Annotated in this window: 27 protein-coding genes; 11 read left to right on the top strand and 16 right to left on the bottom strand. The window is 71.9% G+C overall.

What is annotated here, in order from left to right; translation table 11 throughout:
- Nucleotides 1-19: 19 nt before the first annotated feature.
- Nucleotides 20-1210, bottom strand: a complete 1191-nt coding sequence (locus ACF09E_RS00070) for a PP2C family protein-serine/threonine phosphatase (protein WP_392203044.1) — start codon at nucleotides 1208-1210, stop codon at nucleotides 20-22.
- A complete protein-coding gene (locus ACF09E_RS00075) occupies nucleotides 1207-2811 on the bottom strand; it encodes an ATP-binding protein (protein WP_392203045.1) in 1605 nt (534 codons plus the stop codon). The genes ACF09E_RS00070 and ACF09E_RS00075 overlap by 4 nt, the downstream gene beginning before the upstream one ends.
- 118 nt (nucleotides 2812-2929) lie before the next feature.
- Between ACF09E_RS00075 and ACF09E_RS00080 the strand changes: the two genes are divergently transcribed.
- Nucleotides 2930-3721 (top strand): response regulator, encoded by a 792-nt coding sequence (locus ACF09E_RS00080; protein WP_392203046.1) that lies wholly within the window; start codon nucleotides 2930-2932, stop codon nucleotides 3719-3721.
- Between the two features lie 139 nt (nucleotides 3722-3860).
- On the opposite strand, the gene ACF09E_RS00085 is transcribed toward ACF09E_RS00080, so the two are convergent.
- On the bottom strand, nucleotides 3861-4139 hold the full coding sequence (locus tag ACF09E_RS00085; protein ID WP_392203047.1) for a GlsB/YeaQ/YmgE family stress response membrane protein: 279 nt from the start codon (nucleotides 4137-4139) through the stop codon (nucleotides 3861-3863).
- Between the two features lie 235 nt (nucleotides 4140-4374).
- Here ACF09E_RS00085 and ACF09E_RS00090 point away from each other — a divergent pair, with 235 nt between their 5' ends.
- Entirely contained in the window at nucleotides 4375-4671 is a 297-nt protein-coding gene (locus ACF09E_RS00090) for a hypothetical protein (RefSeq protein ID WP_392203048.1), read from the top strand.
- Nucleotides 4672-4761: 90 nt separating this feature from the next.
- On the opposite strand, the gene ACF09E_RS00095 is transcribed toward ACF09E_RS00090, so the two are convergent.
- The 3 genes from ACF09E_RS00095 to ACF09E_RS00105 all read right to left on the bottom strand — a co-directional run bounded on the left by ACF09E_RS00095 (nucleotide 4762) and on the right by ACF09E_RS00105 (nucleotide 7441).
- Nucleotides 4762-5541 carry an isocitrate lyase/phosphoenolpyruvate mutase family protein gene (locus ACF09E_RS00095; protein ID WP_392203049.1) on the bottom strand — a complete coding sequence of 260 codons (780 nt, stop codon included), beginning with the start codon at nucleotides 5539-5541 and terminating at the stop codon, nucleotides 4762-4764.
- 151 nt (nucleotides 5542-5692) lie between these two features.
- Nucleotides 5693-6067 carry a VOC family protein gene (locus ACF09E_RS00100; RefSeq protein ID WP_392203050.1) on the bottom strand — a complete coding sequence of 125 codons (375 nt, stop codon included), beginning with the start codon at nucleotides 6065-6067 and terminating at the stop codon, nucleotides 5693-5695.
- Nucleotides 6068-6679: 612 nt separating this feature from the next.
- Complete coding sequence (locus ACF09E_RS00105) at nucleotides 6680-7441, bottom strand: hypothetical protein (protein ID WP_392203051.1); 762 nt, start codon at nucleotides 7439-7441, stop codon at nucleotides 6680-6682.
- 994 nt (nucleotides 7442-8435) lie between these two features.
- On the opposite strand from ACF09E_RS00105, the gene ACF09E_RS00110 reads away from it, so the two are divergent.
- Both ACF09E_RS00110 and ACF09E_RS00115 read left to right on the top strand, forming a co-directional pair.
- Entirely contained in the window at nucleotides 8436-9599 is a 1164-nt protein-coding gene (locus ACF09E_RS00110) for an esterase-like activity of phytase family protein (RefSeq protein WP_392203052.1), read from the top strand.
- 252 nt (nucleotides 9600-9851) lie between these two features.
- A complete protein-coding gene (locus ACF09E_RS00115; protein ID WP_392203053.1) occupies nucleotides 9852-10814 on the top strand; it encodes an endonuclease/exonuclease/phosphatase family protein in 963 nt (320 codons plus the stop codon).
- Nucleotides 10815-10898: 84 nt separating this feature from the next.
- On the opposite strand, the gene ACF09E_RS00120 is transcribed toward ACF09E_RS00115, so the two are convergent.
- A complete protein-coding gene (locus tag ACF09E_RS00120) occupies nucleotides 10899-12641 on the bottom strand; it encodes an FG-GAP-like repeat-containing protein (RefSeq protein WP_392203054.1) in 1743 nt (580 codons plus the stop codon).
- Nucleotides 12642-12902: 261 nt separating this feature from the next.
- Between ACF09E_RS00120 and ACF09E_RS00125 the strand changes: the two genes are divergently transcribed.
- Complete coding sequence (locus tag ACF09E_RS00125) at nucleotides 12903-14081, top strand: NAD(P)/FAD-dependent oxidoreductase (RefSeq protein ID WP_392203055.1); 1179 nt, start codon at nucleotides 12903-12905, stop codon at nucleotides 14079-14081.
- Between the two features lie 80 nt (nucleotides 14082-14161).
- Nucleotides 14162-15055 (top strand): RNA polymerase sigma-70 factor, encoded by an 894-nt coding sequence (locus ACF09E_RS00130; RefSeq protein ID WP_392203056.1) that lies wholly within the window; start codon nucleotides 14162-14164, stop codon nucleotides 15053-15055.
- Nucleotides 15056-15124: 69 nt separating this feature from the next.
- Here ACF09E_RS00130 and ACF09E_RS00135 read toward each other — a convergent pair whose 3' ends face one another.
- The gene (locus ACF09E_RS00135) at nucleotides 15125-15301 is read right to left on the bottom strand and encodes a CsbD family protein (protein ID WP_392203057.1); all 177 of its coding nucleotides are present in this window, start codon (nucleotides 15299-15301) and stop codon (nucleotides 15125-15127) included.
- Between the two features lie 294 nt (nucleotides 15302-15595).
- On the opposite strand from ACF09E_RS00135, the gene ACF09E_RS00140 reads away from it, so the two are divergent.
- A complete protein-coding gene (locus ACF09E_RS00140) occupies nucleotides 15596-16438 on the top strand; it encodes a hypothetical protein (protein WP_392203058.1) in 843 nt (280 codons plus the stop codon).
- Between the two features lie 18 nt (nucleotides 16439-16456).
- On the opposite strand, the gene ACF09E_RS00145 is transcribed toward ACF09E_RS00140, so the two are convergent.
- Nucleotides 16457-16645 (bottom strand): hypothetical protein, encoded by a 189-nt coding sequence (locus ACF09E_RS00145; RefSeq protein ID WP_392203059.1) that lies wholly within the window; start codon nucleotides 16643-16645, stop codon nucleotides 16457-16459.
- 569 nt (nucleotides 16646-17214) lie between these two features.
- Here ACF09E_RS00145 and ACF09E_RS00150 point away from each other — a divergent pair.
- The gene (locus ACF09E_RS00150; RefSeq protein WP_392203060.1) at nucleotides 17215-17511 is read left to right on the top strand and encodes a hypothetical protein; all 297 of its coding nucleotides are present in this window, start codon (nucleotides 17215-17217) and stop codon (nucleotides 17509-17511) included.
- 72 nt (nucleotides 17512-17583) lie between these two features.
- On the opposite strand, the gene ACF09E_RS00155 is transcribed toward ACF09E_RS00150, so the two are convergent.
- Entirely contained in the window at nucleotides 17584-18384 is an 801-nt protein-coding gene (locus ACF09E_RS00155) for a hypothetical protein (protein WP_392203061.1), read from the bottom strand.
- Nucleotides 18385-18755: 371 nt separating this feature from the next.
- Between ACF09E_RS00155 and ppk2 the strand changes: the two genes are divergently transcribed.
- Entirely contained in the window at nucleotides 18756-19745 is a 990-nt protein-coding gene (ppk2, locus tag ACF09E_RS00160; protein ID WP_392203062.1) for a polyphosphate kinase 2, read from the top strand.
- Here ppk2 and ACF09E_RS00165 read toward each other — a convergent pair.
- On the bottom strand, nucleotides 19742-19897 hold the full coding sequence (locus ACF09E_RS00165; RefSeq protein WP_392203063.1) for a hypothetical protein: 156 nt from the start codon (nucleotides 19895-19897) through the stop codon (nucleotides 19742-19744). The genes ppk2 and ACF09E_RS00165 overlap by 4 nt on opposite strands.
- 180 nt (nucleotides 19898-20077) lie before the next feature.
- Complete coding sequence (locus ACF09E_RS00170; protein ID WP_392203064.1) at nucleotides 20078-20461, bottom strand: hypothetical protein; 384 nt, start codon at nucleotides 20459-20461, stop codon at nucleotides 20078-20080.
- A 179-nt stretch (nucleotides 20462-20640) separates the two neighbouring features.
- Between ACF09E_RS00170 and ACF09E_RS00175 the strand changes: the two genes are divergently transcribed.
- Nucleotides 20641-20862 carry a hypothetical protein gene (locus tag ACF09E_RS00175; RefSeq protein ID WP_392203065.1) on the top strand — a complete coding sequence of 74 codons (222 nt, stop codon included), beginning with the start codon at nucleotides 20641-20643 and terminating at the stop codon, nucleotides 20860-20862.
- Between the two features lie 69 nt (nucleotides 20863-20931).
- On the opposite strand, the gene ACF09E_RS00180 is transcribed toward ACF09E_RS00175, so the two are convergent.
- The 3 genes from ACF09E_RS00180 to ACF09E_RS00190 all read right to left on the bottom strand — a co-directional run bounded on the left by ACF09E_RS00180 (nucleotide 20932) and on the right by ACF09E_RS00190 (nucleotide 23229).
- The gene (locus tag ACF09E_RS00180) at nucleotides 20932-22152 is read right to left on the bottom strand and encodes a phosphatidylserine/phosphatidylglycerophosphate/cardiolipin synthase family protein (protein WP_392203066.1); all 1221 of its coding nucleotides are present in this window, start codon (nucleotides 22150-22152) and stop codon (nucleotides 20932-20934) included.
- Nucleotides 22153-22353: 201 nt separating this feature from the next.
- On the bottom strand, nucleotides 22354-22515 hold the full coding sequence (locus tag ACF09E_RS00185; protein ID WP_392203067.1) for a DUF5670 family protein: 162 nt from the start codon (nucleotides 22513-22515) through the stop codon (nucleotides 22354-22356).
- A gap of 108 nt (nucleotides 22516-22623) precedes the next feature.
- Nucleotides 22624-23229, bottom strand: coding sequence for a TIGR03086 family metal-binding protein (locus ACF09E_RS00190; RefSeq protein WP_392203068.1), 606 nt, complete (start codon nucleotides 23227-23229; stop codon nucleotides 22624-22626).
- A gap of 62 nt (nucleotides 23230-23291) precedes the next feature.
- Between ACF09E_RS00190 and ACF09E_RS00195 the strand changes: the two genes are divergently transcribed.
- Nucleotides 23292-24248: a helix-turn-helix transcriptional regulator gene (locus tag ACF09E_RS00195; protein ID WP_392203069.1), complete on the top strand. Its 957-nt coding sequence runs from the start codon at nucleotides 23292-23294 to the stop codon at nucleotides 24246-24248.
- Between the two features lie 208 nt (nucleotides 24249-24456).
- On the opposite strand, the gene htpG is transcribed toward ACF09E_RS00195, so the two are convergent.
- Nucleotides 24457-26376, bottom strand: a complete 1920-nt coding sequence (gene htpG / locus ACF09E_RS00200; RefSeq protein WP_392203070.1) for a molecular chaperone HtpG — start codon at nucleotides 26374-26376, stop codon at nucleotides 24457-24459.
- Nucleotides 26377-26389 lie beyond the last annotated feature (13 nt).

Here is a 26389-nt window from a genome sequence, read left to right on the forward strand (position 1 = left end):
ACGGGCTCGCCCGCCCCGGTCAGGCGCCGGTGTTCCAGTCCAGCCTGAGCACGGCGACGTCGTCCGTGTGCCGTGCCGCGTTGAGAGCGCGGGCTTCGTTGATGAGGTGGTCGAGGTGGGCCGCCGGATCGTTCGGGGGCAACGCGTGCATGAGCCGCAGAAGCCCCTGTACACCGAGCCGCTCACGGCCCGGGCCGTGGTGGCCTTCGGAGAGACCGTCGGTGTAGATGGTCAGCGCTCCGACCGGCGGGAGGTCGACGACCGTGGCCGTCCAGGTGCCCAGGTCCGGGACGAGGCCGAGGGCCGTGCCGTGGGTCGCCGGTATCTCCCGGGTCCCCTCGGCCGTGGTGAGGAGGGGACGGTGGTGGCCGGCGAGGTGCAGGGTGGCGGTCCCCGCCTTCTGGTCGAGGGTGATGATCGTGCACGTCGCGAAGAGCATGTCGGTACCGCACTCGGCGACGAGGACGCGCTCCATCAGCCGCAGCAGTTCGGAACCCTGGTGCCCGCCCAGAACGAGGGAACGCCAGGCGATGCGCAGGCACACCCCCACGGCGGCCGCGTCGGGCCCGTGCCCGCTCACGTCGCCGACGACCGCGTGCAGCAGCCCGTCGTCGCCCTCGACGACGTCGAGGAAGTCCCCGCCGAGCAGGGCACCCTCCGAGCCGGGCAGATAGCGGCTCGTGACGGTGACGGCCGAGGTGTCGAGGATGGGCGGGGGCAGCAGACGCCGCTCCAGCCGGGCGTTCTCCTCGGCACGCAGCCGGGCCTTCTGGGCCTGGGCGGCGGCCCGCTCGGTCTCGCTGCGGTAGACGGCGTAGCGCAGCGTCCGGTGGAGCAGCTCGGCCTCGACCCGGCCCTTGACGAGGTAGTCCTGGGCGCCGGCCGTCATGGCCTCCGCGCCGGCCTGCTTCTCGGACAGGCCGGTGAGGACGATCACGGCGGTGTGCGGGGCGATGGAGCGGACGGCGGCGACGGCCTCGGTGCCCGAGATGTCGGGCAGGTGCAGATCGAGGAGGACGCAGTCGAGGGTCCGGGCGGCGAGTTCGTCGCGGGCCGCCGCGAGGGTGGTCCTCGTGGTCAGCTCGAAGCTCAGTCCGGTGTCGTAGAGCAGTTCCTCGACGAGCAGGGCGTCGGCCGCGTCGTCCTCGATGAGCAGGATGCGGTACGTGGGATCGGCGGCCACGGGGGCGGCCGTGGAGGAGAGGGTCACGGGGCCAGCTCCCCGTCCGCGGGCGCCGCCGCCGACCCGGCGAAGAGCTCTGCCGTCACGGGCCGGGGTGTCGACAGGGTGAACGTGATGCGGGCCCCGTCGCGGTACTCGGTGTCCACGGCGATGGTGCCGCCGTGGAACTCGACGATCTTCTTGCACATCGCGAGGCCGATCCCGCTGCCCTTGTAGGCGTCCTTGGTGTGGAGCCGCTGGAAGATCACGAAGACCTTCTCGGCGTACTCCGGAGCGATGCCGATGCCGTTGTCGGTGACGGCGAACCGCCACAGGTCGCCGTCCTGCTCGGCGGAGACGTGGATGCGCGGTGCCGTGTCGGGGCGGTGGAACTTGACGGCGTTGCCGATGAGGTTCTGCCACAGCATGCCCAGCTGGGTGCTGTCCGCGGTGAGCGACGGAAGCGGGTCGTGGGTGAGGGACGCCCCGGTCTCCTCGATGCTCACGCTGAGCGAGGACAGCGTCCGCTCGTGCACGGCTTCGAGGTCGACGCTCTCCAGTTCGCGGTGGACGCGGCCGACCCGGGAGAAGTCGAGGAGGTCGTTGATGAGCACCTGCATGCGGTTGGCGCCGTCGACCGCGTAGTCGATGTACTGGTCGGCCCGCTCGTCGAGCTTGCCTCCGTAGCGGCGCTGCAGGAGCTGGGTGAAGCTGGAGACCTTCCGCAGCGGCTCCTGGAGGTCGTGCGAGGCCACGTAGGCGAACTGCTCCAGTTCGGCGTTGGAGCGGTGCAGGTCCGCGGACTGCGCGTCGAGGCGCTGTCGTGCCTCCTCGGTGAAGGCCAGCTCCCGTACGAGGCGGCGCCGCATCGACTCGATCTCTGAGCTCAGCCGGCGCAGGTCCGCCGGACCGGTCGGAGTGATGGGGTGCTCGAAGTCCCCTCCCGCGATGATGCGGGCGTCCGTACCGAGCCGGTCCAGAGGTCCGGTGATCCCTCGGCGCAGGCCCTCGAAGACCAGGACCGCGAGGGCGGCGATCACGGCCGCGATCGTGCTGAACACCCAGTTGCGCAGCGCCATGGTGCCCTTGAGGTCCTCGGCGGCCTGTGCGCGCTCCGTCCGCAGCCGCTCCTGCTGCGCGCCGAGGGCGGCGCGGAGCGCGTCGAAGGCCTCCTTGCCCTCGTGGGCCTGGCTGGTGGCCAGCGGGGAGGGCGAGCCGGCCGGTGCGGCGGCGACGGGCCGGGCGATCTGCTTCTGCCACGCGTTGGCGGCGTCCTGGACGCTCCGGAGATCCCCGAGGCCGCCCGCGTCGCCCCGGAGCAGCTCCTGGAGGCGGGCGGTGTGCGTGGCCTGGTCGGCCAGGCCCTGCCGGTAGGGATCGAGCGTCTCGGAGGCCCCGGTGAGGCCGTAGCCGCGGATCCCGGTCTCCTGGTTGAGGAGCGCCGACTCCAGCCGGAAGGCCGTGGTGAGGGCGGGCGACTTGACGTTCACGAGGTCGTCGCTGATCGCGGCGGTCCGCCCCAGCACCCAGGCTCCGGTGATCCCGAGGAGGGTCAGAACCGTCAGCGAGGCGGCGACGCCCACACGCAGCCAGCGGCGCGTGGTCCAGGTGGAGAACCTGCCCGCGCGCGATCCAGCACTTCCGCTCATGCCGAGAACCCCTCCGATGGTGACCGCCTCCAACCGAGAAGAGCGGCAGCGCACACTGTAGAGGGCGGCCGACAACGCATGTTGTCGCAGGGTCGGATCTGCGCCTACAGTTCCCCATATGCCTGGCAGGGATTTCGTTCTGCGCACTGCGCCTGACGAGACGGCAGCCGTCGCGAAGACGGCCGTCGCTCACCTCGCGCGACGTCTTGCCCTCCAGCTGTCGGAGGAAGTCCCGCCGGCACCGGAAGGCCAGGCGGCCGCGGACCGCGACGCGGCGGAGGCACTGACCATGCTGCACCTGCTGGAACAGGTCCAGCAGGCCGCCGAGCAGCTCCAGCGGAATGCGGCCCGGTCCGCAGCCCGTGCGGGTGCCGGTTACCCGCAGATCGGCGCCGCATGCGGGATGACCCGCCAGGGTGCCCGACGCCGCTGGCCGGGACTCTTCGACCATTCCGACGACGCACCCATGGAGCACCCGATGATGACCACGCCCGTCCAGCCCTTCGACGTCCTGCTCGTCGAGGACGACATGGCCGACGCCATGCTCATCGAGGAGGCCCTCTCCGAGCGGGGCGCACGGAACCTGGTGCAGGTCACCGACGGCGTGGCCGCGCTCGAACACCTCCGTACGCCCGGCACCCCGCGTCCCGACCTGATCGTCCTGGACCTGAACATGCCCCGGATGAACGGACGGGACCTGCTCAAGGTCCTGAAGTCGGACCCCACGCTCCAGACCATCCCGGTCGTCGTCCTCACCACCTCGTCCGCTCCCGACGACGTGAGCGGCGCCTACAGCAGCCACGCCAACGCCTACGTGACCAAGCCGGTCAACCTCGACGAGTTCGAGGCGGCGGTCCAGAGCATCGACGCGTTCTACCTGGACACCGCCACCCGCGCGCCCCGCGGCTGACACGTCCGAGAGCGGGTGGCGGAGTACGCCACCCGCTCTCGCGGAACACCCGGACCGGAAGCGGTAGGCACCCGCATCCCTGCGCCGGCGAGATCGCCGGGTCGGGCCGCCGGCCCGACCGGAGCGATCAGGGGATCACTCAGGCGTGGCGGTGCTGCCGCTTGTTGCCGGTGATCAGTCGGTAGAGGGCCAGGAGTATGACCGAGCCGACGATGGCGGCGACCCAGGTCGACAGGTCGAAGAACCCGTCGATGGAGTCGACGCCGAAGATGACCTTGCCGAGCCAGCCGCCGAGCAGGCCGCCCGCGATGCCGATCAGCATCGTGATGATGACGCCGCCGGGGTCCTTGCCCGGCATCAGGGCCTTGGCGATGAAGCCCGCGAGCAGTCCGATCAAGATCCAGGCGATGATGCCCATGTGCTTCTCCTACCTCGACGAGTTTGCGTGATGTCGAGTGGCGTATGGACCTCGCCGCGGATTCCAAACACACGAATCGTCCGATCACTCCGCGTGTTCACGCATTCCCCGCTTCCGTGCCGTACGGCATGACCTTGCTGCGGGTCAGGTGTGCGCGCCGGTGCCCGGGTGGCGTTTGTGGCCCGTTCGCGGGGGCAGACGCGGCCTGACAACCACAGAGCGGAAAGAGGTCGGCGTGTTCATCAGCCACGAATCGGAGAACGGCGTCCTGCGAGTGGTCCTGCTGCGTGATCTCGACGTGTCGGCGCGGGCGGCCGCCGCGGTTCAGGTGGAGGGACTGCTCTCCGCGCACCAGCCTCGGCAGGTGCGGTGGCACTGGCCGACGACCACTCCCTCGCCGGCGTCGCTGAGCATCCTCGCCCGTGCCCAGAGGCTCTGCGACGACCTGGGCATATCCCTGACCGTCGCCGACGCCGCACCCCCGGTCCGTACGGGGTCGCAGGCCACGATCGCGGGACCTGTCGCGGTGTGAGAGGGCCCGATTCTCCTCGGGCACGACGGCGCCCCTCCCGCCCGGCCTCATCGCCGGGCGGGAGGGGCGCCGTCGTGCCCGAGGAGAGCGCTAGCCGCGCGCGGCGCCGTCGCCTCCCCACGGCCCGAGCATCTCCCGCATGGCGTCCGCCATCGCGAACTGGAGCAGGGGTCCGTAGCTGATCCGGCGGATGCCGAGGCGACGGAACCTCTCCACGTCGTGCTTGACGGGATGGGCGGTGGCGTTCACGGGAACGGTGACGGCGTCCACGACCGCCGCGAGCAGGCTGTCGTCGTCCTGGATGCCCACGGGGTAGACGCTGTCCGCGCCTGCCTGCTGGAGGGCGCGCAGCCGCTCGATCACCTCGGGGAGGGCGTGGGAGGGGTCCTCCGCGTGGAGGAACAGATCGGTGCGCCCGTTCACCCAGACCGGGATCCCCGCCTCGTCGGCGGCGGCGCGCAGTCCTGCGACGTAGGCCGCGTGCTCCTGCGTGCTGCGTACGCGTCCGCCCTCTGAGTGGACGGTGTCCTCGAGGTTGAGGCCCACGCCGCCGACTCCGGTGAGTCCGGCGATGAGGTCGGCGGGCTCCTGCCCGTATCCGGCTTCCAGGTCGACGGAGACGGGGACGTCGACGGCCGCGATGATGGGGCGGACGGCGGCGAGCACCTCCTCGAAGGTCTGCCCCTCGTGGTCGGCGGCTCCCCGGGAGTCGGCGAGCGGATGGCTGCCGACCGTCAGAGCGGGGAATCCGGCGTCGACGGCGGTCCGCGCGGACCAGACGTCCCAGACGGTCGGAAGGACGAGCGGCTCGTACTCGGCGTGCAACTTCGCGAGTCGGCGGGCCCGTTCCACGGTGGTGTTGTGATCCATGGCGGCGACGCTACTCCTGTGGAGCCCCGAACGGCGCGGCGGCGGGGCGCCCGATGGCCGGGCCGCACCCGAATCTGCCACGGGTCCGTCGGCCGTGGCGCGGACCGGCCCGGCACCCCGTGGCGGGGTGCCGGGCCGGTCCGGGCACGGATCAGTGGAGGCAGAGGCAGAACGGGTGGCCGGCGGGATCCGCGTAGACCCGCCAGTTCGCTCCCGGCCTGATCTCGTCCGCCCGCTCCAGCACGGTGGCCCCGAGCGCGACCGCGCGCTTCTCCTCGCCGTCGAGGTCGTCCACGTCGAAGTCCAGGTGGACCTGCTGCGGCCGCTTCTGGTCGGGCCACTCGGGCGGCTGGTAGCCGTCCACCCGCTGGAAGGCCAGCGGTGTCCCCTCGAAGCCGTGCACCTCGATCCAGTCGGGGGCGTCCGGGTCGGCGACGACCCGGCCGCCGAGCAGGTCCGCGTAGAACTGTGCGAGTCGTACGTGATCTTCGCAGTCCAGTGCGATCGCCTGCAGTTTCCGAATCATCAGGTGCGCTCCTCGTGGTTCGACGACACGTCTCCCGGGCGGAGGGCCGATCTCGCGTCGCGCCGCCCGGCATGCGACGGCTTCCCTGCCGCCGCTCCCTCATGCGCCCGTCAGGTGAGCGGCTCCGGCGCGGGGACGGGGCCGGGCAGCGGACCGGGTCGGGGGCCGGGATCCGGGCGCGGGTCGCCCGGCTGGGGATCCGGTTCGGGGCGCGGCGGAGGCGGGGGCACCGGATCGGGGCCGCCGGGCGGGGACACCGGACCGGGCAGCGGCCCGGGCTGCGGCCCGGGGCCGGGCCCCGGGACGGGGGTGGGGCTCGGGGGCACCGGGTCGTCGGGCGGCGTGCCCATGTGCGTCCCGGCTCCGCGGGACCCGGGACCTGGCTCCGGCGGGACCGGCCGCGCCGGAGGGCCGGCCTGTACGTCGATTCCCATCGTCACACCACCTCACGGGGTCGGGAGGGAAGGAGTTCCCTCTCCTCCTCGCGTGCCCGACCGGAGCCCTCTCATGCCTCGTCAGGTCCCGACCGGGCGAGGCGCCGCCCGCCCCACGGCCCCGGCGCGGACCGCCCGCACGCGGGTACGTGACGTGGCGGACCTGGGTGGTCCCCGTTCAGACCGCGGCGGTGATGAGGTCGCTCAAGGGCTGGGCGGAGTCCGTTCCGGAGTGGCCGAGGGGCGCGTCGAAGCTCCAGACGAGGAAGAGCAGGAAGACCACCAGGGCGCTGAAGGTGGTGGCGAGCAGGAGTTCGCGCGCGGAGCGGCGGATCTGGAGGGTGTAGAGCAGGCCGAGGGTGACCAGGGCGCCGGCGACGAGGCCGAACCAGAGTGCCGGGGGCAGCGTCGTGCCGGAGGTGTCGAGGCGCTGGTGACGGGCGTCGTCGGCGGCCGCGACCTGGTCCAGGAGCGGCTGGTAGGCCTGGGCCTGGAGTTCGTCCGCCGGGGCGCGGTGGGCGATGTCGCTCCGGATACGGCCGAGGAGTTCGGCGCCCGTGTCGTCGACCGGCAGGTCGTCCTTCAGGGCGGGCCACTCGGCGGTGACGGCGTGCCGGGCGTAGGCGTCGATGTGCTCCTTGATCTGCGTCCGGAAGGCGGCGGGATAGACGTCGAGGCGCTGGTCGATCTCGTAGAGTGCCTGTGCCTCGCGCTGGACGGTGTCCTCGGCCGCGGTGCGGGCCTCCCACACGCCGGCGATCGCCAGTCCGAGGACGATGGCGTAGACGACGCCGACCATCATCACCATGTACTCCAGCACGTCCGGTGTCTGCGAGGTGTCCTCGTCGACCGCCACGCGGCGGTGCCGCAGGACGGTCGCCGTGACGACGAGGACACAGACCAGGATCGAGGCCAGTGTGTAGACGAGCCATTCCGGCATTGCACAACTCCAGGACGAGCGAAGCGATGTGTACGTGAGGCGGGGACGGGCGCGGTGGGCCGTTCGAGGGCCCGGCGGCCGTCCGGGAGGAGGTGGGGCGGGCGGGGCGGGCGGTCAGCCGCGGCTGCGGCGCCGGGCCCCGGGCCGCAGGGCGGCCGCGGCCAGCACGCCCGGCAGGGTGACCACGACCGTGGACATGGTCATGGAGAGCTTGGGCGGGGCGGGACGGGACGGTCCCCCGGTGTAGTGCGAGCGCGGCTCCCAACGGTATCCCTCGGGCGCCGGGGCGGGGGCGGTCGCGCTCGGCGCCGGGGGCGGGTCCTCGGGCACCGGGGCGGTCGGGGGCGCGGCGAGGGGTTCCGGAGCCGCTTCCGGACGGGCCTCCGGGGGAGCGTCCCGGGTGGGTTCGGGCGCCGGGCGAGCAGGCGGCTCCGGCGGTGCCGGATCGGCGACCGAAGACGGTGGGGGTGCGGCAGGCCGCGACGGGAGCGGCGCAGGGGGCGGCGGGAGGACGGGCGTCGTCGGCGTCGGCTCACACGTGGGGCGGGGGTCTTCCCGCACCTCGTCGCCGTAGCCCATGTCGACCCACACGTCCGGGGCGCACACCACCAGGCGGTCGTGGGCGGGCGAGTGGTCCATGAAGACGGTCACGTCTCCGTTGTGGGGCAGCGGGCACAGCGCCGCGGCAGCCCCGAGACCGACACTGATCCAGCCAGCCACTCGCCGTTCCTCCCCGTGACGATCCGACGTCGGACACTCGTTGACGGCGCGCGGGGGGCGACGGAACCTTCCTGCCCTCGACGCTGCCACTGCGGGTAACGATCATGAGCCCGACCGGTCACGGCGTCTGGGGTCGCCGCCCGCCGTCGGAGTGAACGCGCCGGCGGGACGCGGTGTCCACCGGACGACGTCGCGGCGCGTTCGGAGCCCCGACTCCGCAGCTCCACTCCCCTGGGTGACTGCGCATCACCTCCCGGCGGTCCATGATCATCGAGTGAGTTCCTCTCTGACGCGACGCGCGTGTTCCCTGGCCCTGCTCCTCACCTCGACCCTGGCGCCCGCCGTGGCCGCCGCTCAACCGGGTTCACCGGAAGGCACGTCCGGGCGCGCCGTACAGGCCCGTCTGCTGGGCGAGACGACCGTCCCGCACAAGCTCGCCTTCCAGAACACCACCGTCGGCGGCCTCTCCGGCATCGACCGCAACCCGTGCACGGGCGAGTACGTCTTCATCAGCGACGACCGCTCGAACATCCAGCCCGCCCGCTTCTACACCGCGCGGCTGGACGTGGACGCCGGCGGCGTGCACTCCGTCGACTTCACCGGCACCCACCCGTTCCTCCAGCCCGACGGCGGCGTCTACCCGTCTCCGGCACTCGGCGACGGAAAGGCCGTCGACCCGGAGGAGATCCGCGTCGACCCGCGCAGTTGCGCCTACTGGTGGGGGCAGGAGGGCGACCGGCCCGGCTCCGCCGGCACCCCGGTCGTGCAGACGTCCATCCAGTACGCCGCCCCCACCGGCGCCTACCGGGGCCGGCTGCGGTTGCCCGCGAACTACACGATCACGTCGGAGAACCGCGGGCCCCGCAGGAACCAGGCCGTCGAAGCGTTCACCTTCGGCTCCCGGGGCCGGGTGGTGACCAGCGCGATCGAGGGACCGCTGCTCCAGGACGGGCCGGAGCCGGACGTGGAGAACGGCGCCCTGGTCCGCGTCACCCAGCAGAACCGCTCCGGCCGGGTGCTCGGCCAGTTCGCGTACCCGCTGGAGAAGATCTTCGCCGTGAACGACCCCACCAGCCCCTGGGGGCCGGACACCGGCGTGCCGTCGATCCTCGCCTTCCCCGACCAGCCGCATCGCTACCTCGTCCTCGAACGCACCTGGGTCGCCGGCGCGGGCTACAAGATCCGGCTCTTCGACGCCACGACGCGCGGGGCGACCGACGTCCAGGACGTCGAGTCGCTCGCCGGGCAGCCCGTCGTGCCGATGCGCAAGAAGCTCGTCGCGGACTTCGACACGCTCGGTCTGTCCGCCGTCGACAACACCGAGGGCATGACGTGGGGTCCTGAACTGCCGACCGGTGAGCGGCTGCTGGTCCTCGTCAGCGACGACAACTTCACCCCCGAGGCGATCACGCAGATCGTCGCCCTCGGTATCCGGTAGGACCGGCCCGGCCGCCGCGCACCGCGGAGGACAGGGGCGTCCGTCGGGCGAAGGCCCTGGCGGGCGCCCTTCCTCGTACCGCCGCGGCCGCTGTCGTGGCACGAGGCCCGCCGTGGTCGAGCAGGTCGGCGGGGGACGCCGTCCGATCGGCCGCGGCGAGCGTCGGGGCACATGAGAAGGTGTCGGAGATCATCACCGCAGCCTGCGGTGTCGGCCGCAGGGACGGCCGATGTGACCAGGGGAGGATCTCTCGTGCGAAAGCTCCGGCTCGTTCAGCTCGGTGCGGCGGGTGCGCTGCTCGCCGCCATGGTGCCCGCGGCCACCGCCCAGGCCGATGCGGCGGGCTCGACGACCTACAAGGTCTGGCAGTGGAACGCGGCGGGGAACACGCTCCACGGCGGCCGGACCGACACGGGCATGGTGACATCGGCCGTGTCCTCCATCGTGAACCGGAACCCCGACTTCGTCGCCTTCAACGAGCTGTGCAAGGACCAGTTCGACGCGCTCGTGACGAAGCTCGCGGGCACGGGCTGGAACGTGGACGACACGAACTTCGCGCGCTTCGAGCCGAGCCTGCCAGCCGGGTCCGGGGTCTGCGGTCCCAAGGACGGCGCGTACGGCAACGCGCTCTTCAGCAAGCAGCCGCTCGGGGTCGCGAGCCGGACCGCCCTGACCGACGACGGGGCGGCGGAGAAGCGCAACCTGCTGTATGCGCCGCTCCAGAACGCGGCTTCGGGTGTGCGGTTCTGCGTCACGCACCTGACCACGGTGAACGACGTCAAGTACCGGCAGATCGGTGACGTCCTGGCGAAGCTCGAAGCCTGGAACGCGGCCGGCGAGAAGGTCCTGCTCGCGGGCGACCTGAACGTCCAGCCGCACTACAAGGCCATGGACGACGTCTACTCGGCTTCCGTGAACGTGCCCGACGTCAACGACGGCAACACCGGTGCGTACCGTGAGCTCGACGACAACGACGGCACGACCACCGGTAGTTGTCTCGGATACGGCGAGCCCACGTCGAACAACCCGGCCGGGACCGCGAAGAACGCGTGCGATCCGGCCCTCAACCCGAAGCTCGACTTCCTGCTGGTACGCGAGTCGGCTCTCGCCGAACCGCACGCCTACAGCGCCGACGCGCTGACCACCTCCACGAGTTGCACGATCGGCCTCTGCTCCGACCACCGGATCCTGGTCGGAGACGTGACGCTGAAGTAGTCGGGTCTGTTCCGACGACGGGGCCCGGTTGCTCCGGCGGTCTGCCGGAGCAACCGGGCCCCGTGAGAGCGGCGCTCCGGAGGGTCAGAAGAGCAGCTCGCCGGCGGGGTAGCCGTAGCCCACCTGGGCGGCGGGTGCGTAGGAGGCGGCGCCGTCGCCCGCGTAGAACCAGAGGTCGCCGGCAGGGGTACGGCCGATCAGGTCGGCCTTGCCGTCACCGTCGAGGTCGCCGGGAGCGGCGAGTGCCGTGTAACGCTCCCAGTCGACGCCGATCCGGACGCGGGGGGCGTAGGAGCCGGCGCCGTCGCCCGCGTAGAACCAGAGGTCGCCGGCAGGGGTACGGCCGATCAGGTCGGCCTTGCCGTCACCGTCGAAGTCGCCGGGAGCGAGGAGGACGTCGAACATCTGCCAGCCGGTGCCGATGCTTCTGCGGGTTCCGTAGCCGTCGTCGCCGTTGCCGGGGTAGAGCCAGAGCTCGCCCGCCGTGTCACGGGCGACGAGGTCGGTCCTGCCGTCGCCGTCGAAGTCGCCCGGAGCCAGGATCGTGGTGATGTTCTGCCAGCCGCCGTTGCCGGCGAGGATCCGGGTGGAGCCGGAGTACTGGCCCGTCCTCGGATCGGCCGGGTAGCGCCACAGGCGGCCGTCGTGGTCGGCGGCCACGAGCGTGGTGCCGTCCCGGGCGATCTTGCTCATCGCCCCCCAGCCGACGCCGACCTGGCCGGGCGCGCTCAGGCTGCCGTCGACGCGGCCGGCGTAGCGGCGCAGGACCCCGTTCGCGTCACGGCGGAAGAGGCCGTCCGTGGCACAGGTCGTGCCGCAGTCCGCCCAGGCCGCGGCTCCGCGCAGCATCTGGTGGTCCGTGGCGTCGCCGACGAGCGGAGGCGTGTCGGCGACGACGTCCTGGAAGTGGCGGGCGGAGAGGAAGATGTAGTCGATCTTCCGCTTGGCCACGCCGAAGGTCGTCGCACCGCTGCGGCAGCGTGTCGCCTGGGCGCTGACGCAGGCCGCGGTGAAGTGGGATCGGTCGGTCTCGTCGACCTCCCTGAAGGCGCCGTTGCCGTAGGCGACGCCGTCGCCGACCGTCGGCTCGTAGAAGGTGGCGGCCATGCCGGTGCCGGGCTTGCCGTTGAAGTCTCCGCCGAGGGAGACCGGGACGCCCTGGGCCTGCCAGAGGTCCGCCTGCCGGGCGAGCTTCCCGGCCTGCTGCTCGCGGCCCGCGTCGCTCGCGGTGTTCCAGTCGAGGTGTACGGAGCAGGCCCAGGTGGGGCGGCCCTGGGTGGAGGCCTTGATGCAGGGCGACACGATGTCCTCGCCGTCGTACGCGCCCAGGGCGAGCTCCGTACGCGCGAGGGCGGCGCCCTTGACGAAGACGGCCATGCCGTAGTCGCCGATCGTGGCGCCGGTCTGGATGCTCTCCGTGTCTCCGGCAGGCTTCTGGCACTGCTTGTCCGCAGTGTCGCCGAAGTTCTTCGTGGTGACGTAGTGCCCGGAGAAGCCGTGGGGGGCGAGCTTCGCGGCCAGCGTGTCGAACTGGTACCTACAGGTCTCCTGAAGGAAGATCTGGTCCGCGTTCCAGCCGGTGGCCGTGTTCGGGTCGGCCGCCGCGGTCTCGTTGACGACCGCGTCGTACTTCGCCTTGTTCGTGTAGCCGGCGCTCCACTCGCACATCGTCCCGCTGCCGCACATGTTGAAACTGACGAAGCGGAGCGAGGGAGCGGAGGCGGGGGAAACGTCGTCGGCTCGGGCGGCGGGCGCTCCGAGGAAGAGGCCGGCGGCAAAAGTACCGAGCAGCGCCCCGGCGCTGCCGAGGGCCTTGCGTATGTGCACCGAGTATCTCCTGGTGGAAGACGACGGCCGGGTGGGCCGGGCCGACCTTTGCGGGCCGCCGTACGAAGAGGGACCGGGTAACGGTAGAGGGCGGCGGAGGCGCTTCTGACGGTGGGTCGGACACACCCGCGAGGCCGGGTGCCGTCACCCTCGACACCCGTATGACCCAGCTCACATGGGCGACCTGTCACGTCTGCCGCGGGGCGCTTGTCCCATGGACGTCACCGGGACCGAAACCGGTGCCCGACCTTGGGAGAGGCCATGAGCAGCGACCACCGCATCATCGTCGTCGGCGGGGGCTACACGGGCGTGTTCAGCGCCATCCGGCTGGCCCGCCGCACGCGCCGGACCGGCGTGAGCATCACCCTGGTCAACCCCTCCGGCCGGTTCGTCGAGCGGCTGCGGATGCACCAGATCGCCGCCGGGCAGGAACTGGCCGACCACCGGATCCCCGACCTGCTCGACGGGACCGGCGTCTCGTTCGTCGAGGGGACCGTCACCGCCCTCGACGCCGAGGCCCGGCGGGTCACCGTCGACGGCACCCGGACCCTCGCGTACGACACCCTCGTCTACGCCCTCGGCAGCTCGACCGACACCGGCCGGGTCCCCGGCGCCGACACGCACGCCTTCACCCTCGACAGTCCCCGGACCGCCGGCCTTCTCGCCGCGCGGCTCACCGAGGTCGCCGCGTCCGGCGGCACCGTCACCGTCTGCGGGGGCGGCCTGACCGGCGTCGAGGCGGCAGCCGAGATCGCCGAGAGCCACCCCGGTCTGCACGTGACCCTCATCAGCCTGGACGAGCCCGGCAGCATGATGGGCGCCAAGGCCCGCGCCCACCTCCACGGTGCGCTGGACCGGCTCGGCGTCGCGCTGGAGACCGGCGCCCGCGTCTCCAAGGTGCTGCCCGACGCGGTCGAACTGGCCGACGGGCGGCTCGTCCGCTCCGACGCGTGCCTGTGGACCACGGGGGTCAAGGTGTCGCCGCTCGCGGCCGACGCCGGGATCACCACCGACGACCGCGGCCTGATCGTGGTCGACTCGACGCTGCGCTCGGTCTCGCACCCGGAGGTCCATGCCATCGGCGACGCCGCCGCCGTGCGCCTGGCCTGGGGCCGGCTCCACGGCACCTGCCAGAGCGGCCTGCCCACGGCCCAGCACACCGCCGACACCATCGCGCGCCTGATCCGCGGCAAGGCCGCCAGGCCCTTCCGCTTCGGCTACTTCCACCAGCCGGTCAGCCTCGGCCGCCGCGACGCCGTCATCCAGTTCACCCAGGCCGACGAGACACCCCGCGGCATGCACCTCACCGGGCGGAGCGCCGTCGTCTACAAGGAGCTGGTCAGCGGCAGCCCGCTGAAGACGTACCGGTTCAGCAAGCGCATGAACGTCAGCACGATCGTGTCCAAGGGCGGACGCGCCACCCGCAGGCCGGTGGGGTGACAGGGACAGCGGGCAGGTCGGCGCCCGGTTCGGTGATCCCGGACCTTGCCGCCCGGGTACGGCGCTGGCAGCATGATCGAATGGTCGACGCCAGGGACAAACAGGACCCGTACATCGAGAACCGCAGGCTGCTGTTCGCCACCGCCTACCGGATGCTGGGCACCGTCGCCGACGCCGAGGACGTGCTCCAGGACGCCTGGCTGAGCTGGAGCGCTGTGGACCGCGACGCGGTCCGCCACCCCAAGGCGTATCTCGTGCGGACGGTCACCAACCTCTCGCTGAACCGCCTCACTTCGGCGCGGGCCGTCCGTGAGACGTACGTCGGACCGTGGCTTCCGGAGCCGCTGCTGACCTCACCCGACATCGCCGTGGAGACCGAGTTGGCCGACAGCGTCTCCACCGCGATGCTGGTCGTCCTGGAGACCCTGAGCCCCGTCGAGCGTGCCGTGTTCCTGCTCCGCGAGGTCTTCGGCTACTCGCACGCCGAGATCGCCGAGACACTCGAACGCCCCGAGCCGACCGTCCGCCAGATCGCCCACCGCGCCCGCGCGCACGTCCAGGCCCGCCGCCCCCGGTTCGACTCCGACCGGGACCAACGACGCAGGATCACCGCGCAGTTCATGGAGGCGTGCGCGGGCGGCGACCTGAACGCCGTCATGGAGATGCTCGCCCCGGACGTCACCGCGTGGTCCGACGGCGGCGGCAAGGTCACCGCGGCCCGGCGCCCCCTCAACGGCACCGACAACGTCGCGCGCTGGATCCTGGGGTTCCTGGCCAAGCCCGAGCTGGCCGCCCTCACCATGGAGCCGGTCGTCATCAACGGCGAACTCGGCATCCTGGCAGCCCTCGACGGCTACACCGTCGGCGCCCTCACGTTCGACCTCGTCGACGACCGCATCCAGAACCTCCGCTTCCAGGTCAACCCCGAGAAGCTCGGCGGCCTGACCCCCGACAACGGCCTGGCCCGCCCCTGAGGCAGAGTGGCTCCGGCATGCCGGAGGGTCCGCCTCCCTGGGGAGACGGACCCGTGTTCCTGCGGTGACTCAGCGCTCGTCGCGCTTGCCACGCAGGGCGTCCTTGGCCTCGGACGCGGCTTCCTTCGCCTTGCCCTCGACCTGGTCCATCTTTCCTTCGGCCTTCATCCGGTCGTTGCCGGTGACCTTGCCGACCGTTTCCTTCGCCTTGCCCTTGATCTTGTCCGTGCGGCCCTTGTCAGCCATGACCCGTCCTTCTGGGTGAGGAATTGAAGACGTTGACAAACTAGGACAAATTGCCGGGGTCCGCCTCCTCAGGGAGGCGACGGGGTCATCTCCAGGACGGGTCTGGCGAAGGAGATCCGTGCTGCGGCCGGGGTCGAGGGCCTCTCAACGGCCGCATCGAGGGCCGTCGGCACGGCGCGGCTCGGCATGCGTCGGCTCGATCTGCGTCAGCTCGGCGTACCTCCGCTCGGCGCCCGTCCGCACGACCGGCGTTGCGCCGGGCCGGCAGCCCGCCGGGGGCTCTAGTCTCGGCCCGTGGGACAGTCCGATCAGCATGCGGAAGGCGCGGGGCCCTTCACGACGCGCCTCACCTGGCGGCCCCCCGGCGGCGGCACGGCCGTCTGGGAGTCCAGGCCCGCCCGGCGCCGAGGCCTGATCGCCGTCCGGCCGCCCGGCGCGGCAGGCCCGCGCCATGCGCGTGCCGACGACGCCACCCTCGGCCGACTGCGCAGGCTGAACGCCGTCGCGGCCACCGCCTTCGTCATCGGCGGACTGCTCTTCGCGGCCGGAGCCGCGGTCGCCCAGTTCGGCTCCGGAGACGCGACCACCTGTGCCTCGATCTACTTCGCCGGCGGACTGTTCTTCAACAGCGGCGGCTACGTGTCCCTGCTCCAGGTGGTCAACGCCCCGCGCCACGCACCCGGAGCGGAGGGCACGCTGGTCGCCGGACGGTGGCGGTGGTGGAGCTACGAACCCCTGCGGATCGACTGGCTGAGCGCCTTCGTCCTCTTCGCCGGCACCCTGGTGTTCGCCGTCGACCTGCTGGACTCCTTCCTCCAAGGGCTGACCGCCCAGCAGATCAACCGGCTCATCTGGGCGCCCGACGTGATCGGCTGCGTGCTCTTCCTGATCTCCGGGCACCTCGGGTTCGCCGAGATCTGCCACGGTCGGCCGTGCCTCCGCCGACGCGACCTGGGCTGGTGGATCGTCGCCGTGAACCAGCTGGGCTCGATCCTCTTCATGGTCTCGGCGCTCGCCGCCTACACGCGTCCGGCCACGGGCAGTCTCATCAACGCCGACGTCGCCGACTGGGGCACCCTCACCGGCGCTCTCTGCTTCTCGGTCGGCGGCCTGCTCCAGTACGACGAGCGTCCCTGAAGTCCCCGTCGTCTCCCCTCAGCCACCGGCCTTCTTGTCGAACCACCCCAGCGACCGGATCACGGACGCGCCGACGAAGAGGATGCCGAGGGGAACGATCGTGAACCAGGCTGCACCGGCTTTCAGGGCCGCGAGCAGGACGATGGCGCCGACGGCGAGCGCCAGGAGCACGAGCATGCCCAGCAGGACACGGAGCTTGGAAACCAACGGAGGTCTCTCCCATGTGCGACGGGTTCCGGTGACGCGCGGCGAGCGCCCGTCGGCTCGCCGGCGACCGTGGTCGACGGTGAGGCGACCGGCCGCCCTACGGCGTGGCACCACGGCTCCCCGAGTCTCCCCGTCGCGACCGTCCGGGGGCGCCCGTGGAACCACGTAGTCGCCTACGTAGTTTCGCCCTCGCGGCGGCATCGACGCCCCGAGGGCGACTGACGGGGGACGCCGCCGTACGGGGCCGGGGTGTCCCCTGGACCGGAGGGCGCTGTGCGGCGGACGGGGCGGGCGGATGCGCGCGGGGCCGCGTGCCCGTGCGCACGGCGGGTAGAGGCGTACTGTGAGAACAGCTCGGAGAGCCGGCGTGCACGCACCACCGTGCACGTGCGCCGGCCGCGGAGCCGGTCCTCCCACCAAGCGCGCCGTCGTGGACCTTCCGGTCCCGGCACTCGGCGTCGCCGTGACGACCCCCGCGTCCGTCTGAGAAGTCGACCACCCGGTGTCCACCGGCCCATCGCCGCTGCCCGTGCGCAGGGTGGGGTCGGTCTGGTGAAAGGCAGTGATACATGCCCGTGGAGTACACCGTCGAGGGCCACATCCTGGCTCTGCGCCTGCGTGACGACCTCGACGTCACGGCCCGGGCCGCTGCGGCCATGCACGTGCAGCGCCTCGTCCTCGCCCATCGGCCGGCGGGCGTACGCCTCCATCTGGTGGCAGGCCTCGCCACGGGCGCCTCGCTCAGCGTTCTCGCCCGCGTCCGCCGACTGTGCGAGAGCCTCGACATTCCCCTGGTCATCTCCGACCAGCCCTGGGCCGCCCGCGCGCCGTTCGCGCCCACCGTCGCCGAGGCCGTCGGCACCTGAACCGAGCAGGCTGGAATCCTCCGCCGGAGTCCTGCTCCGGCGGAGTCTCGGGCGTGTCTGCGGCGGGCGCGGTCAGACGCGGCTGCGGGTTCCGGCGCCGTCGCAGGGCAGGGCGGCGTTGGGGTGGTTCGCCGTGAAGTCGCGTTGGGCCTGGCGCTCGACCTCGGCGATGGCGGTGGGTTCGATGTCGATGATGCCCCCGAAGGGCCGGTCGACGTCGCGGATGATGACCAGCGCCGTGGTCAGCAGACCGGTGATCACGACGAGGGTGACGATCTGTCCCCGGTTGTTCCTCCGGGGGAGGCAGATGCCCAGGGCCGTGACGGTGACGACGAGCGTCGCGAGGAGGAACCAGAAGATGGTGCCGGGGATGCTGGACGTGGCCTGGGTGAGGCGTTCCTCGCGCTCGTCGGAGCGCCTGTTGTCGGCGGCGACGAGCATGCCGAACACGGGCTGGCCCGCCACGCTCTCGAAGGACTCGCGGACGTCCGTCGACCACACGCTGGGGGCGGGCGAGCCGTTGCCGTCGGCCATGGCGGGCCACTCCTGGACCCGGACCGCGCGGGCATAGCAGACGGCGTCCGCCTGGACGCGTGCGCGTTCGGCGGCGGGGGCGTACTCGGCGGTCTCCACGAGCTGGTCCAGGGCGCGGGCCTCGCCGCGGGCGGCCACCTCGGCCTTGCCGTAGGAGCCGTTGGCGGTGACGAGGACGAAGGACAGCAGGAGGACGGTCATCGTCAGCAGCGGGCCGACCAGGTCCTTCACGGCCATGCCCTCGTCGTCGTCCGCGTTGACCAGTCGCGGTCTGAGCCAGCGGTTCGCCGCCAGGCCGGCGAGCAGGGCGAGGACGGCGACGATCACGACGAGGGCCACGGGAACCACCTTCGGGGAGGGTTTCGGGTTCCCCGGGAACTCCGGGGCGACGTGATCGTCCCGAGGTCGGTGGTGGCGAAGGAAGAACAAAGACGTTCGCTCGCCCCCGCATGAGCGAAGCGCCTCGGCCATCCGGACCAGGTTCGGGACCTGACCGGGAACGACCGGTGCCGTCCGTCGTCACCGGCGGTCCGACCGGGCTGCCGCGCTGCTCTGCGCCGACGACCGGGTGGACTCGCGCCGGATAGTCGGCCGACCGTGCCGGCGCGGCCGATGTTCCTCCATGATCGGGGCAGGATCACTGTGGAGACGCACGGTCCTGGCGACGGGCCGGGGCCGACGGCCGACGACACGACAGTGAGGTGACGGGTGTGACGGGAACCAGGGGCGCCGACGACCGGGACGGGGACCGGACGGATCTGCTCCGCGGCCTGAGCGTGGACGACACCAACCCCGAGCAGCCCGTTCTCCTCAGCGCGGACGGCCGTCCGATCCGCACGTGGCGGGAGAACTACCCGTACGACCAGAAGGTCCGCCGGAGCGAGTACGAGCGGGCCAAGCGGATCCTGCAGATCGAGCTCCTGAAGCTGCAGCGGTGGGCCAAGGACACGGGCGCGCGGGTGGTCGTCGTGTGCGAGGGGCGTGACGCGGCGGGCAAGGGGGGCACCATCCAGCGGTTCACGGAGCGGCTCAACCCCCGTGGCGCGCGGATCGTCGCGCTGGACAAGCCGACGGAGCGGGAGGCCGGGCAGTGGTACTTCCAGCGCTACGCCGCCCACCTGCCGGGCGCCGGGGAGATCGTCTTCTTCGACCGCTCCTGGTACAACCGGGCGGGTGTCGAGCGCGTCATGGGGTTCTGTTCCGACGACGAGTACCAGCTGTTCCTCCGCCAGTGCCCCCAGTTCGAGCGGATGCTGGTCGACGACGGCATCATCCTGGTGAAGTTCTGGTTCTCCGTGTCACGGGCGGAGCAGCGGACCCGGTTCGCGATCCGGCAGGTCGACCCGGTCCGGCAGTGGAAGCTCTCCCCCACCGATCTGGCGTCGCTGGACCGCTGGGACGACTACACCGCGGCCAAGGTCGACATGTTCAGGGCCACGGACACCTCCCACGCCCCCTGGACGGTCGTCAAGAGCAACGACAAGCGGCGCGGGCGCCTTGAGGCCATGCGCAGCCTCCTCTGGCGGGTCGACTACGCGAGCAAGGACCCGAAGGCGGTGGGGGAACCCGATCCGCTCGTCGTCGGCGCCGCCGACACCCTCCTCGAACCCGGCGAGGAGACCTCCCACCTCTCCCCCACGCCCCTGGCCCCGCGCCACGAGGGGCCGGGGGCGCATCCGGAGACGAATGAGGGCGTCTAGGGGGTGTGCGGCGGGCGGCGGTCGCGTGCCGCGCGGGCCTCGTCGCGCATCCGGCGTCCTTCCGCCCGTAGGGCGGCGTTCTGCAAGGCCTTGCCGTCGGACTCCTTCATGAGCCCGCGGACCTGCTGGTAGGCGGCTCGTACGACATGCATGGATGGCTGCCTCTCCGGCGTGCCTCCGGGGACGGGGGTGTCCGCGGAAGCTCTGCCGATTGTCCGTTTCCTGCGGTTTGCCCATGTGTGGGTGGCGGAAACGTAGCGGCTTTCCTCCATCTGTTCGGGCCGGCCCCGAACCCGTACGGAGGCAGGAGGCGCGGCTTCGTGCGGCCGCGCTCAGGGGCGGAGCAGCTCGGCGAGGGCCGCCGCGGTCTCCACCGGGTCCGGGGGCAGCGTGACCACCGCGTCGGCGCGGCTCCAAGCGGCCAGCCAGGCGTCCTGCGGCCGCCCGATCAGGACGAGGACCGGCGGGCACGCGAAGACCTCGTCCTTGATCTGCCGGCACGCCCCCATGCCTCCGAGGGGAACCGCCTCGCCGTCCAGCACACAGGCACCGATGCGCACGGTCTCCAGCGTCCGCAGGACCGCGGGGAGCGTCGCGCACTCGACGAAGACCACCGGCGGCACGTCGGGTGCGGGCCTCCCGCCCACCGCGGTCCGGACGGCGGCCCGCACGTCGGCGTCACTGCTGTACAGAAGGACCGGGACGGTCGACGCCATGGGTTCCCTCCAGCTGCGCGTGCACCGGGGACGGGCAGGGCCGTCATCCGACCGGCGACCCGGAAGAGCTGCATGTTCGAAAATTCACATACAGGGTATTCCGCAATTCTCTGGACCGAACGAACATCTGCTGTCCCTGTACGACGCGGTCACGCCATGACCCACGGCGGTGAGTACCGATGACTCAATGCAAGGCCCCCGACTACCGCACCGGCCACCGCGGCCGGCACTGGACTCACGCCCTTCGCTGCGCGCAGAAGAGCGGAGCGGTCATCGTCACCGACGAGACCGGAGAGACCGTCTCCTACGCCCACGAAGCCTCCGGGCCCGGTCGCTTCAGGCCCTGGACCACCGATAAGGGCTCGCGTTTCGACAGCCACGACGTGCACCCCGAGTGGTGACGTACGACGGCGTCCCGGAGACGCTCCGGACGCCGTCCCGGCGCCGGCGGGCCGGGACCGCGCCTGCCGCTACAGGTAGCGGCGGATCGGGAGGACCGCGGTCTCCCCCGCGCGCCTCAGCAGCGAGCGGCGCTTCCAGCGGTCGGGGCGTATCGGCTCGCTGACCTCGAGGTCCTCGTCGTACTGGGCGTCGAGGGTCGCGGTGAACTCGGTGTCCATCACGGCGAGCATCACCTCCTCGTCGTGGTCGAGGGAGCGGCGGTTGAAGTTGGTGGAGCCGATCAGGGAGACGACCCCGTCCATGGTCATGACCTTCGCGTGCATCATGGTCGGCTGGTAGTGGTGGATGCGCACGCCGCAGGCGATCAGTGCCTCGTAGTGGCGCTCTCCGGCCAGCTGGCACACCCGCTTGTCGGTGTGCGGTCCGGGGAGGAGGATCTCGACCTGGACGCCGCGCCGCGCCGTGGCGCACAGGAGCTCGACGAAGTACGTGTCGGGCGCGAAGTAGGCGGTGGCGAGGCGGACCCGTTCCTCGGCCGACTCGAAGATCACGCGCATCAGGGTCTGCATGTCCTGCCAGCCGAAGCTGGCGGAGCCGCGGACCACCTGGACGATGGCGTCCCCGCTGTGCTCGTGGTCGACGAAGCGGTCGCGCTCGTCGAAGAGCTCGGGGTGGCACTCGGCCCAGTTCTGCGCGAAGGCGGCGGCGATGCCGTCGACGGCGGGCCCCGTCACCTCGACATGGGTGTCCCGCCACTCGCCCGGGTTGCGGGCGTCGCCGCACCATTCCTCGGCGATCCCGACGCCGCCGGTGAAGGCGGTCCGCTCGTCGACCACGAGGACCTTGCGGTGGCAGCGGTGGTTCTGCTTGAGGGGCGAGAGGTAGAGCGGCTTGCGGAACCAGGCGACCTCCACCCCGGCGTCGCTCATGCGGTCCAGCAGGTCCTTCTCGATGAGACGGCTGCCGAAGCCGTCCAGGAGCAGCCGCACCCGCACGCCGGCGCGCGCCCGGTCGGTGAGGGCGTCGGCGAAGCGCCGTGCGATCTCGCCCCGCCAGTAGACGAAGGTCATCATGTCGATCGTGTGGCGCGCGCCGTCGATCGCGGCGAGCATCGCGGCGAAGATCTCGTCGCCGTTGCGCAGGGGCCGGACGCCGTTGCCCTCGGTGGCGGCGATCCCGATGAGCCGCTCCAGGCGTCGGCGGATGCGCTGGATCCGTTCGGCCGGCTCGTCGCTCCCGTCCGGGGCGTCCGCGGGTCTGATGAACACGTCCGTGCTGCTGTCGGTCATTTCGCACTCCTCGATGAGGTCGTGAAAGCTCTGTGGGGCTCCGCCCGGCCCGCGGCCGTCGACGTCGCGTGCGGCGGCGGGCCCTTGGGGGCTGGAGTTCCGCCCGGGCTCGGCCCGGACGGGCGGGTCGCCGTGAGCACGGCCGCGAACCCGCCTCGTCAGGGAGCGGGTTCACGGCCGTGCGGTACGGGGACGGTGGGCCTACCAGCGGTACCAGCGGCCGCTGCCGCCCTTGGGCCGGGCGACGAACCCGAGGAGCCACAGGACGAGCACCACGACGGCGACCCACCACAGGGCGTTCAGCGCGAAGCCGGCGCCGAACAGGATCAGTACGAGCAGCAGAACGAGAAGCAGGGGAACCATGGATATCAACCTCCGAGGCGCCGTATGCCCCACCGCTCTTCGGCCATGCGTGCGAGATTCACGGGATTCCCAGGCCGCATTTCGGGGCCCGTTCCGGTCGGACGCCGGCTAGGGCTTGCGTCCGCACCACGCCACGAGGCGGTCGATGGCCGGGGCGTCCGGGTCGACGTCCACGGCGGCCCCGAAGGGTGCGCCGTCCCGCTGCCCGGCGGGCAGCCCGCGCCGCATCGCCGCGTCCGAGATCGCGACGAGCCGCGGATCCCAGTCGGGGAGCTGTCCGGTCGCGGTGGCCACGTCCCAGGTGTGCACCGTGAACTCCGAGGTCCAGACTGCTGCGGCGGCTGCTCCCGGAAGGGTCCCGAACGGCAGGGTCAGCGTCCGGCCGAGGACCGCGGGATCCGCCCAGGCCTCCTCGACCTCGCGCACCGCCGCGTCCCAGGCCTCCCGCCACGCGCCGTCCGCGAGGTCCTCGACGACCGTGGGCAGGGTCGTCACGTCGCCGCCGCGTCCGGCGAGCGCGATCCGGCGGAGGACGGCGACGAGGTGCGCGGCGAGCCGGCGGACGGTGAACTCGGTGCAGGGCGTGGGTCCGTCCCACTGCTCGGGCCGGGCCGCGGCGACGGTGCGTCCAGCCAGCGCGATCGCCTTCAGCAGGCTCTGTCGGGGGTCGTCGGTCGCGGCGGCGGGGGTCGGGGTGTTCTCGTTCTGGGTCATGGCCCCATCCTCGAAGCAGAACAGGTCATCTCCTGGCCACTTCACGGAAGAGAATCGCCGGTATGAGAGCCGATCGCCTCGTGGCCACCCTGCTGTTCCTCCAGTCGCGTCCCCGTGTGACCGTGGCGGAGGTGGCGGCCGAGCTCGAAGTGTCGCCGCGGACCGCGCGCCGCGACCTGGAGGCCCTGTCCACCGCCGGCGTACCCGTCTACTCGCAGCGCGGCCGCGGAGGCGGCTGGTCCCTGGTCGGCGGTGCGCGCACGGACCTCACGGGGCTGACCGCGGAGGAGATCCGGGCCCTGTTCCTCCTCGCGGGCCCCTCGTCCACGACGCCCGAGCTCCGGACGCTGCTGCGGAAGCTGATCCGTGCGCTGCCCGCGCCGCTGCGCTCGGGTGCCGAGGCGGCGTCGCGGGCCGGTCTCGCGGACGGCACGGACTGGTCCCGGACCGATGTCTCGTCGTCCGGGCCGCACCTCGACGCGCTGCGGGCGGCCGTGGTGGACGGCGTCCAGGTACGCCTCGGCTACGCCGGCCCCGGCAAGCCCGTGGGCGTCCGGACCGTTCACCCGCTCGGGCTCGTGGCCAAGGCGGGACACGACTACCTCGTCGCAGGAACGGAGCGGGGCCTGCGGACCTTCCGGCTCAGCCGGGTCGCCTCGGTCGAGGCGACGGGCGAGCCGGTCGTGCGCCCGCGGGACTTCGACCTGGCCACCGTCTGGCGTTCGTTCGCCGCACGCCTGGAGGACCGGCTGTACGCGGCGACCGTACGGGCCCGGGCCGAGCCGGGGGCCATGGCGATCCTTGAGCGGCTGTTCGAGGGGCGTCTGCGCGTCGGTCCGGTGCTCGCCGACGGGTGGACGGAGATACGGGTCGACGGGCCGACGCCCGAGGTCGTCGCGACTCAGCTGGCCGGGCTCGGGGCGCGGGTCGAAGTGCTGGACCCGCCGGAGGCGCGGGTGCGGCTCGCGCGGCTCGCGGTCGAACTGGCCGGGGTGTACGGAGCGCCGGGCTCGCCCTGAGGGCGGCGCGGGCCCGGCGGCCCGGCGGAGCACCGCAGGACCTCACCGGACCTCACCGGGAAGGCCGACGGGCGGTGCGCGCCGGGGCCGACCTGGCCGTGGCGACCCCCGGGGGTGCGACCGGGCGCGTGGGGCGCGCAGGGCCGCACCCCCGGGGTCGGCGGCCGCGCGTGCGTCCGAGCGCTTCGGCCGCACGCGCGCCACGGGCTCAGAGCGCGCGCGTCAGGCGGTCGGTGAGCAGCCGGGTGAAGCGGGACGGGTCGGGAAGGTCGCCCCCTTCGGCCAGGAGCGCGCCGCCGTAGACCAGTTCGGCGATCTCGGCCAGGGCCGGGTCGTCGGCGTTCGCCTCGTGTGCCGTGCGCAGCGCGGTGATCAGCGGGTGCGTGGGGTTGAGCTCCAGGATCCGCTTGACGGTGGGCAGTTGCTGCCCCATGGCCCGGTACATCTTCTCCAGGGTCGGCGTGACGTCGTGGGCGTCACCGACGATGCACGCCGCCGAGGTCGTCAGACGTGACGACAGACGGACCTCCTTGACCTGCTCGGACAGGGTGGTGGTCAGCCACGGCAGCAGGGCGGCGAAGTCCTGCTCGCGCCGGGCCTTCTCGGCCTCGGCCTCCTTGTCGCCGTCGGCCGTGTCGTCGAGGTCGACCTGGCCCTTGGCGATGGACTGCAGGCGGTGGCCGTCGAAGCCCGGGACCCGGTCCACCCACACCTCGTCGACCGGGTCGGTGAGGATCAGGACCTCGTACCCCTTGGCGGTGAAGGCCTCCATGTGCGGGGAGTTCTCCACCATCGCGCGGCTCTCGCCGGTCAGGTAGTAGACGGCGTCCTGTCCGTCCTTCATGCGCTCGACGTACTCGCGCAGGGTGGTGGTCCGCTCCGGGTCGTGCGTGGAGGCGGCGGACACCAGGTCCAGCAGGGCCTCGGTGTTGTCCGTGTCCTCGACCAGGCCCTCCTTCAGCGCCCGGCCGAACTGCTCCCACACCGTCGCGTAGCGCTCGGCGTCCTTGGTCTGCATGGTCTTGAGGGCGCCGAGGACCTTCTTGACCAGGCGCCGGCGCACGCCGCGGATCTGGCGGTCGTGCTGGAGGATCTCCCGGGAGACGTTCAGCGAGAGGTCGTGGGCGTCCACGACGCCCTTGACGAAGCGCAGGTAGTCGGGCATCAGCGCTTCGCAGTCGTCCATGATGAACACCCGCTTGACGTACAGCTGCACGCCGCGCTTGCTCTCGCGGGAGAACAGGTCGAAGGGCGCCTGCGAGGGGACGAACAGCAAGGCCTCGTACTCGAAGGTGCCTTCGGCCTTCATGTGGACGGTCTCGGCAGGGGGCAGCCAGTCGTGGCTGATCTGCTGGTAGAACTCGTTGTACTCGTCCTGGGTGACCTCGCTGCGCGGCCGGGCCCAGAGCGCCTTCATCGAGTTGAGCGTGTCGACCTCGCCGGTGGTCCCGCCGTCCGCTTCGGTGCGCTCGGCGGCCATCCGGATGGGCCAGCGGATGAAGTCCGAGTACCGCTTCACGATCTGACGGATCTTCGACTCGGACAGATAGTCGGCGAGGCCGTCCTCGCTGTCCGCGGGCTTGAGGTGGAGGGTGACCGAGGTGCCCACGGGCAGCCCGTCGACGGCCTGGACGGTGTAGGCGCCCTCGCCGTCGGACTCCCACTCGGTGCCGGAGTCGGTGCCGGCGCGGCGGGTGCGCAGGGTGACCTTGTCGGCGACCATGAACGCCGAGTAGAAGCCGACGCCGAACTGCCCGATCAGGTTCTCGGCGGTGGCGGCGTCCTGGGACTCCTTGATCTTCTCCAGCAGGCTCGCCGTGCCGGACTTGGCGATCGTGCCGATGAGGTCCACGAGGTCGTCCCGGCTCATGCCGATGCCGTTGTCGCGGACGGTCAGGGTGCGGGCGTCCTGGTCCACCTCCAGCGAGATGTGCAGGTCGGCGGTGTCGCCCTCGACGAGGCTCGCGTCGGTCAGCGACTCCAGGCGCAGCTTGTCCAGGGCGTCGGAGGCGTTCGAGATCAACTCGCGCAGGAAGATGTCCTTGTTCGAGTAGATCGAGTGGATGACCAGTCGGAGCAACTGGCGCGTCTCTGCCTGGAACTCCAGCGTCTCGACGCTGTGGGCCATGAGGGTCTCTTTC

Origin of the sequence: Streptomyces sp. NPDC014891 (genome assembly GCF_043081085.1) — a bacterium.
Taxonomy (GTDB): Bacteria; Actinomycetota; Actinomycetes; order Streptomycetales; family Streptomycetaceae; genus Streptomyces.

What these genes read in the sequence shown, in the direction of transcription:
- ACF09E_RS00130 (WP_392203056.1), top strand. Translation starts at nt 14,162, where the DNA reads ATGGTCGACGCCAGGGACAAACAGGACCCGTACATCGAGAACCGCAGG.
- ACF09E_RS00150 (WP_392203060.1), top strand. Translation starts at nt 17,215, where the DNA reads ATGCCCGTGGAGTACACCGTCGAGGGCCACATCCTGGCTCTGCGCCTG.
- ACF09E_RS00125 (WP_392203055.1), top strand. Translation starts at nt 12,903, where the DNA reads ATGAGCAGCGACCACCGCATCATCGTCGTCGGCGGGGGCTACACGGGC.
- ACF09E_RS00075 (WP_392203045.1), bottom strand. Translation starts at nt 2,811, where the DNA reads ATGAGCGGAAGTGCTGGATCGCGCGCGGGCAGGTTCTCCACCTGGACC.
- ACF09E_RS00100 (WP_392203050.1), bottom strand. Translation starts at nt 6,067, where the DNA reads ATGATTCGGAAACTGCAGGCGATCGCACTGGACTGCGAAGATCACGTA.
- ACF09E_RS00185 (WP_392203067.1), bottom strand. Translation starts at nt 22,515, where the DNA reads ATGGTTCCCCTGCTTCTCGTTCTGCTGCTCGTACTGATCCTGTTCGGC.
- ACF09E_RS00105 (WP_392203051.1), bottom strand. Translation starts at nt 7,441, where the DNA reads ATGCCGGAATGGCTCGTCTACACACTGGCCTCGATCCTGGTCTGTGTC.
- ACF09E_RS00175 (WP_392203065.1), top strand. Translation starts at nt 20,641, where the DNA reads ATGACTCAATGCAAGGCCCCCGACTACCGCACCGGCCACCGCGGCCGG.
- ACF09E_RS00180 (WP_392203066.1), bottom strand. Translation starts at nt 22,152, where the DNA reads ATGACCGACAGCAGCACGGACGTGTTCATCAGACCCGCGGACGCCCCG.
- ACF09E_RS00095 (WP_392203049.1), bottom strand. Translation starts at nt 5,541, where the DNA reads ATGGATCACAACACCACCGTGGAACGGGCCCGCCGACTCGCGAAGTTG.
- ACF09E_RS00085 (WP_392203047.1), bottom strand. Translation starts at nt 4,139, where the DNA reads ATGGGCATCATCGCCTGGATCTTGATCGGACTGCTCGCGGGCTTCATC.
- ACF09E_RS00190 (WP_392203068.1), bottom strand. Translation starts at nt 23,229, where the DNA reads ATGACCCAGAACGAGAACACCCCGACCCCCGCCGCCGCGACCGACGAC.
- htpG (WP_392203070.1), bottom strand. Translation starts at nt 26,376, where the DNA reads ATGGCCCACAGCGTCGAGACGCTGGAGTTCCAGGCAGAGACGCGCCAG.
- ACF09E_RS00170 (WP_392203064.1), bottom strand. Translation starts at nt 20,461, where the DNA reads ATGGCGTCGACCGTCCCGGTCCTTCTGTACAGCAGTGACGCCGACGTG.
- ACF09E_RS00195 (WP_392203069.1), top strand. Translation starts at nt 23,292, where the DNA reads ATGAGAGCCGATCGCCTCGTGGCCACCCTGCTGTTCCTCCAGTCGCGT.
- ACF09E_RS00165 (WP_392203063.1), bottom strand. Translation starts at nt 19,897, where the DNA reads ATGCATGTCGTACGAGCCGCCTACCAGCAGGTCCGCGGGCTCATGAAG.
- ACF09E_RS00135 (WP_392203057.1), bottom strand. Translation starts at nt 15,301, where the DNA reads ATGGCTGACAAGGGCCGCACGGACAAGATCAAGGGCAAGGCGAAGGAA.
- ACF09E_RS00080 (WP_392203046.1), top strand. Translation starts at nt 2,930, where the DNA reads ATGCCTGGCAGGGATTTCGTTCTGCGCACTGCGCCTGACGAGACGGCA.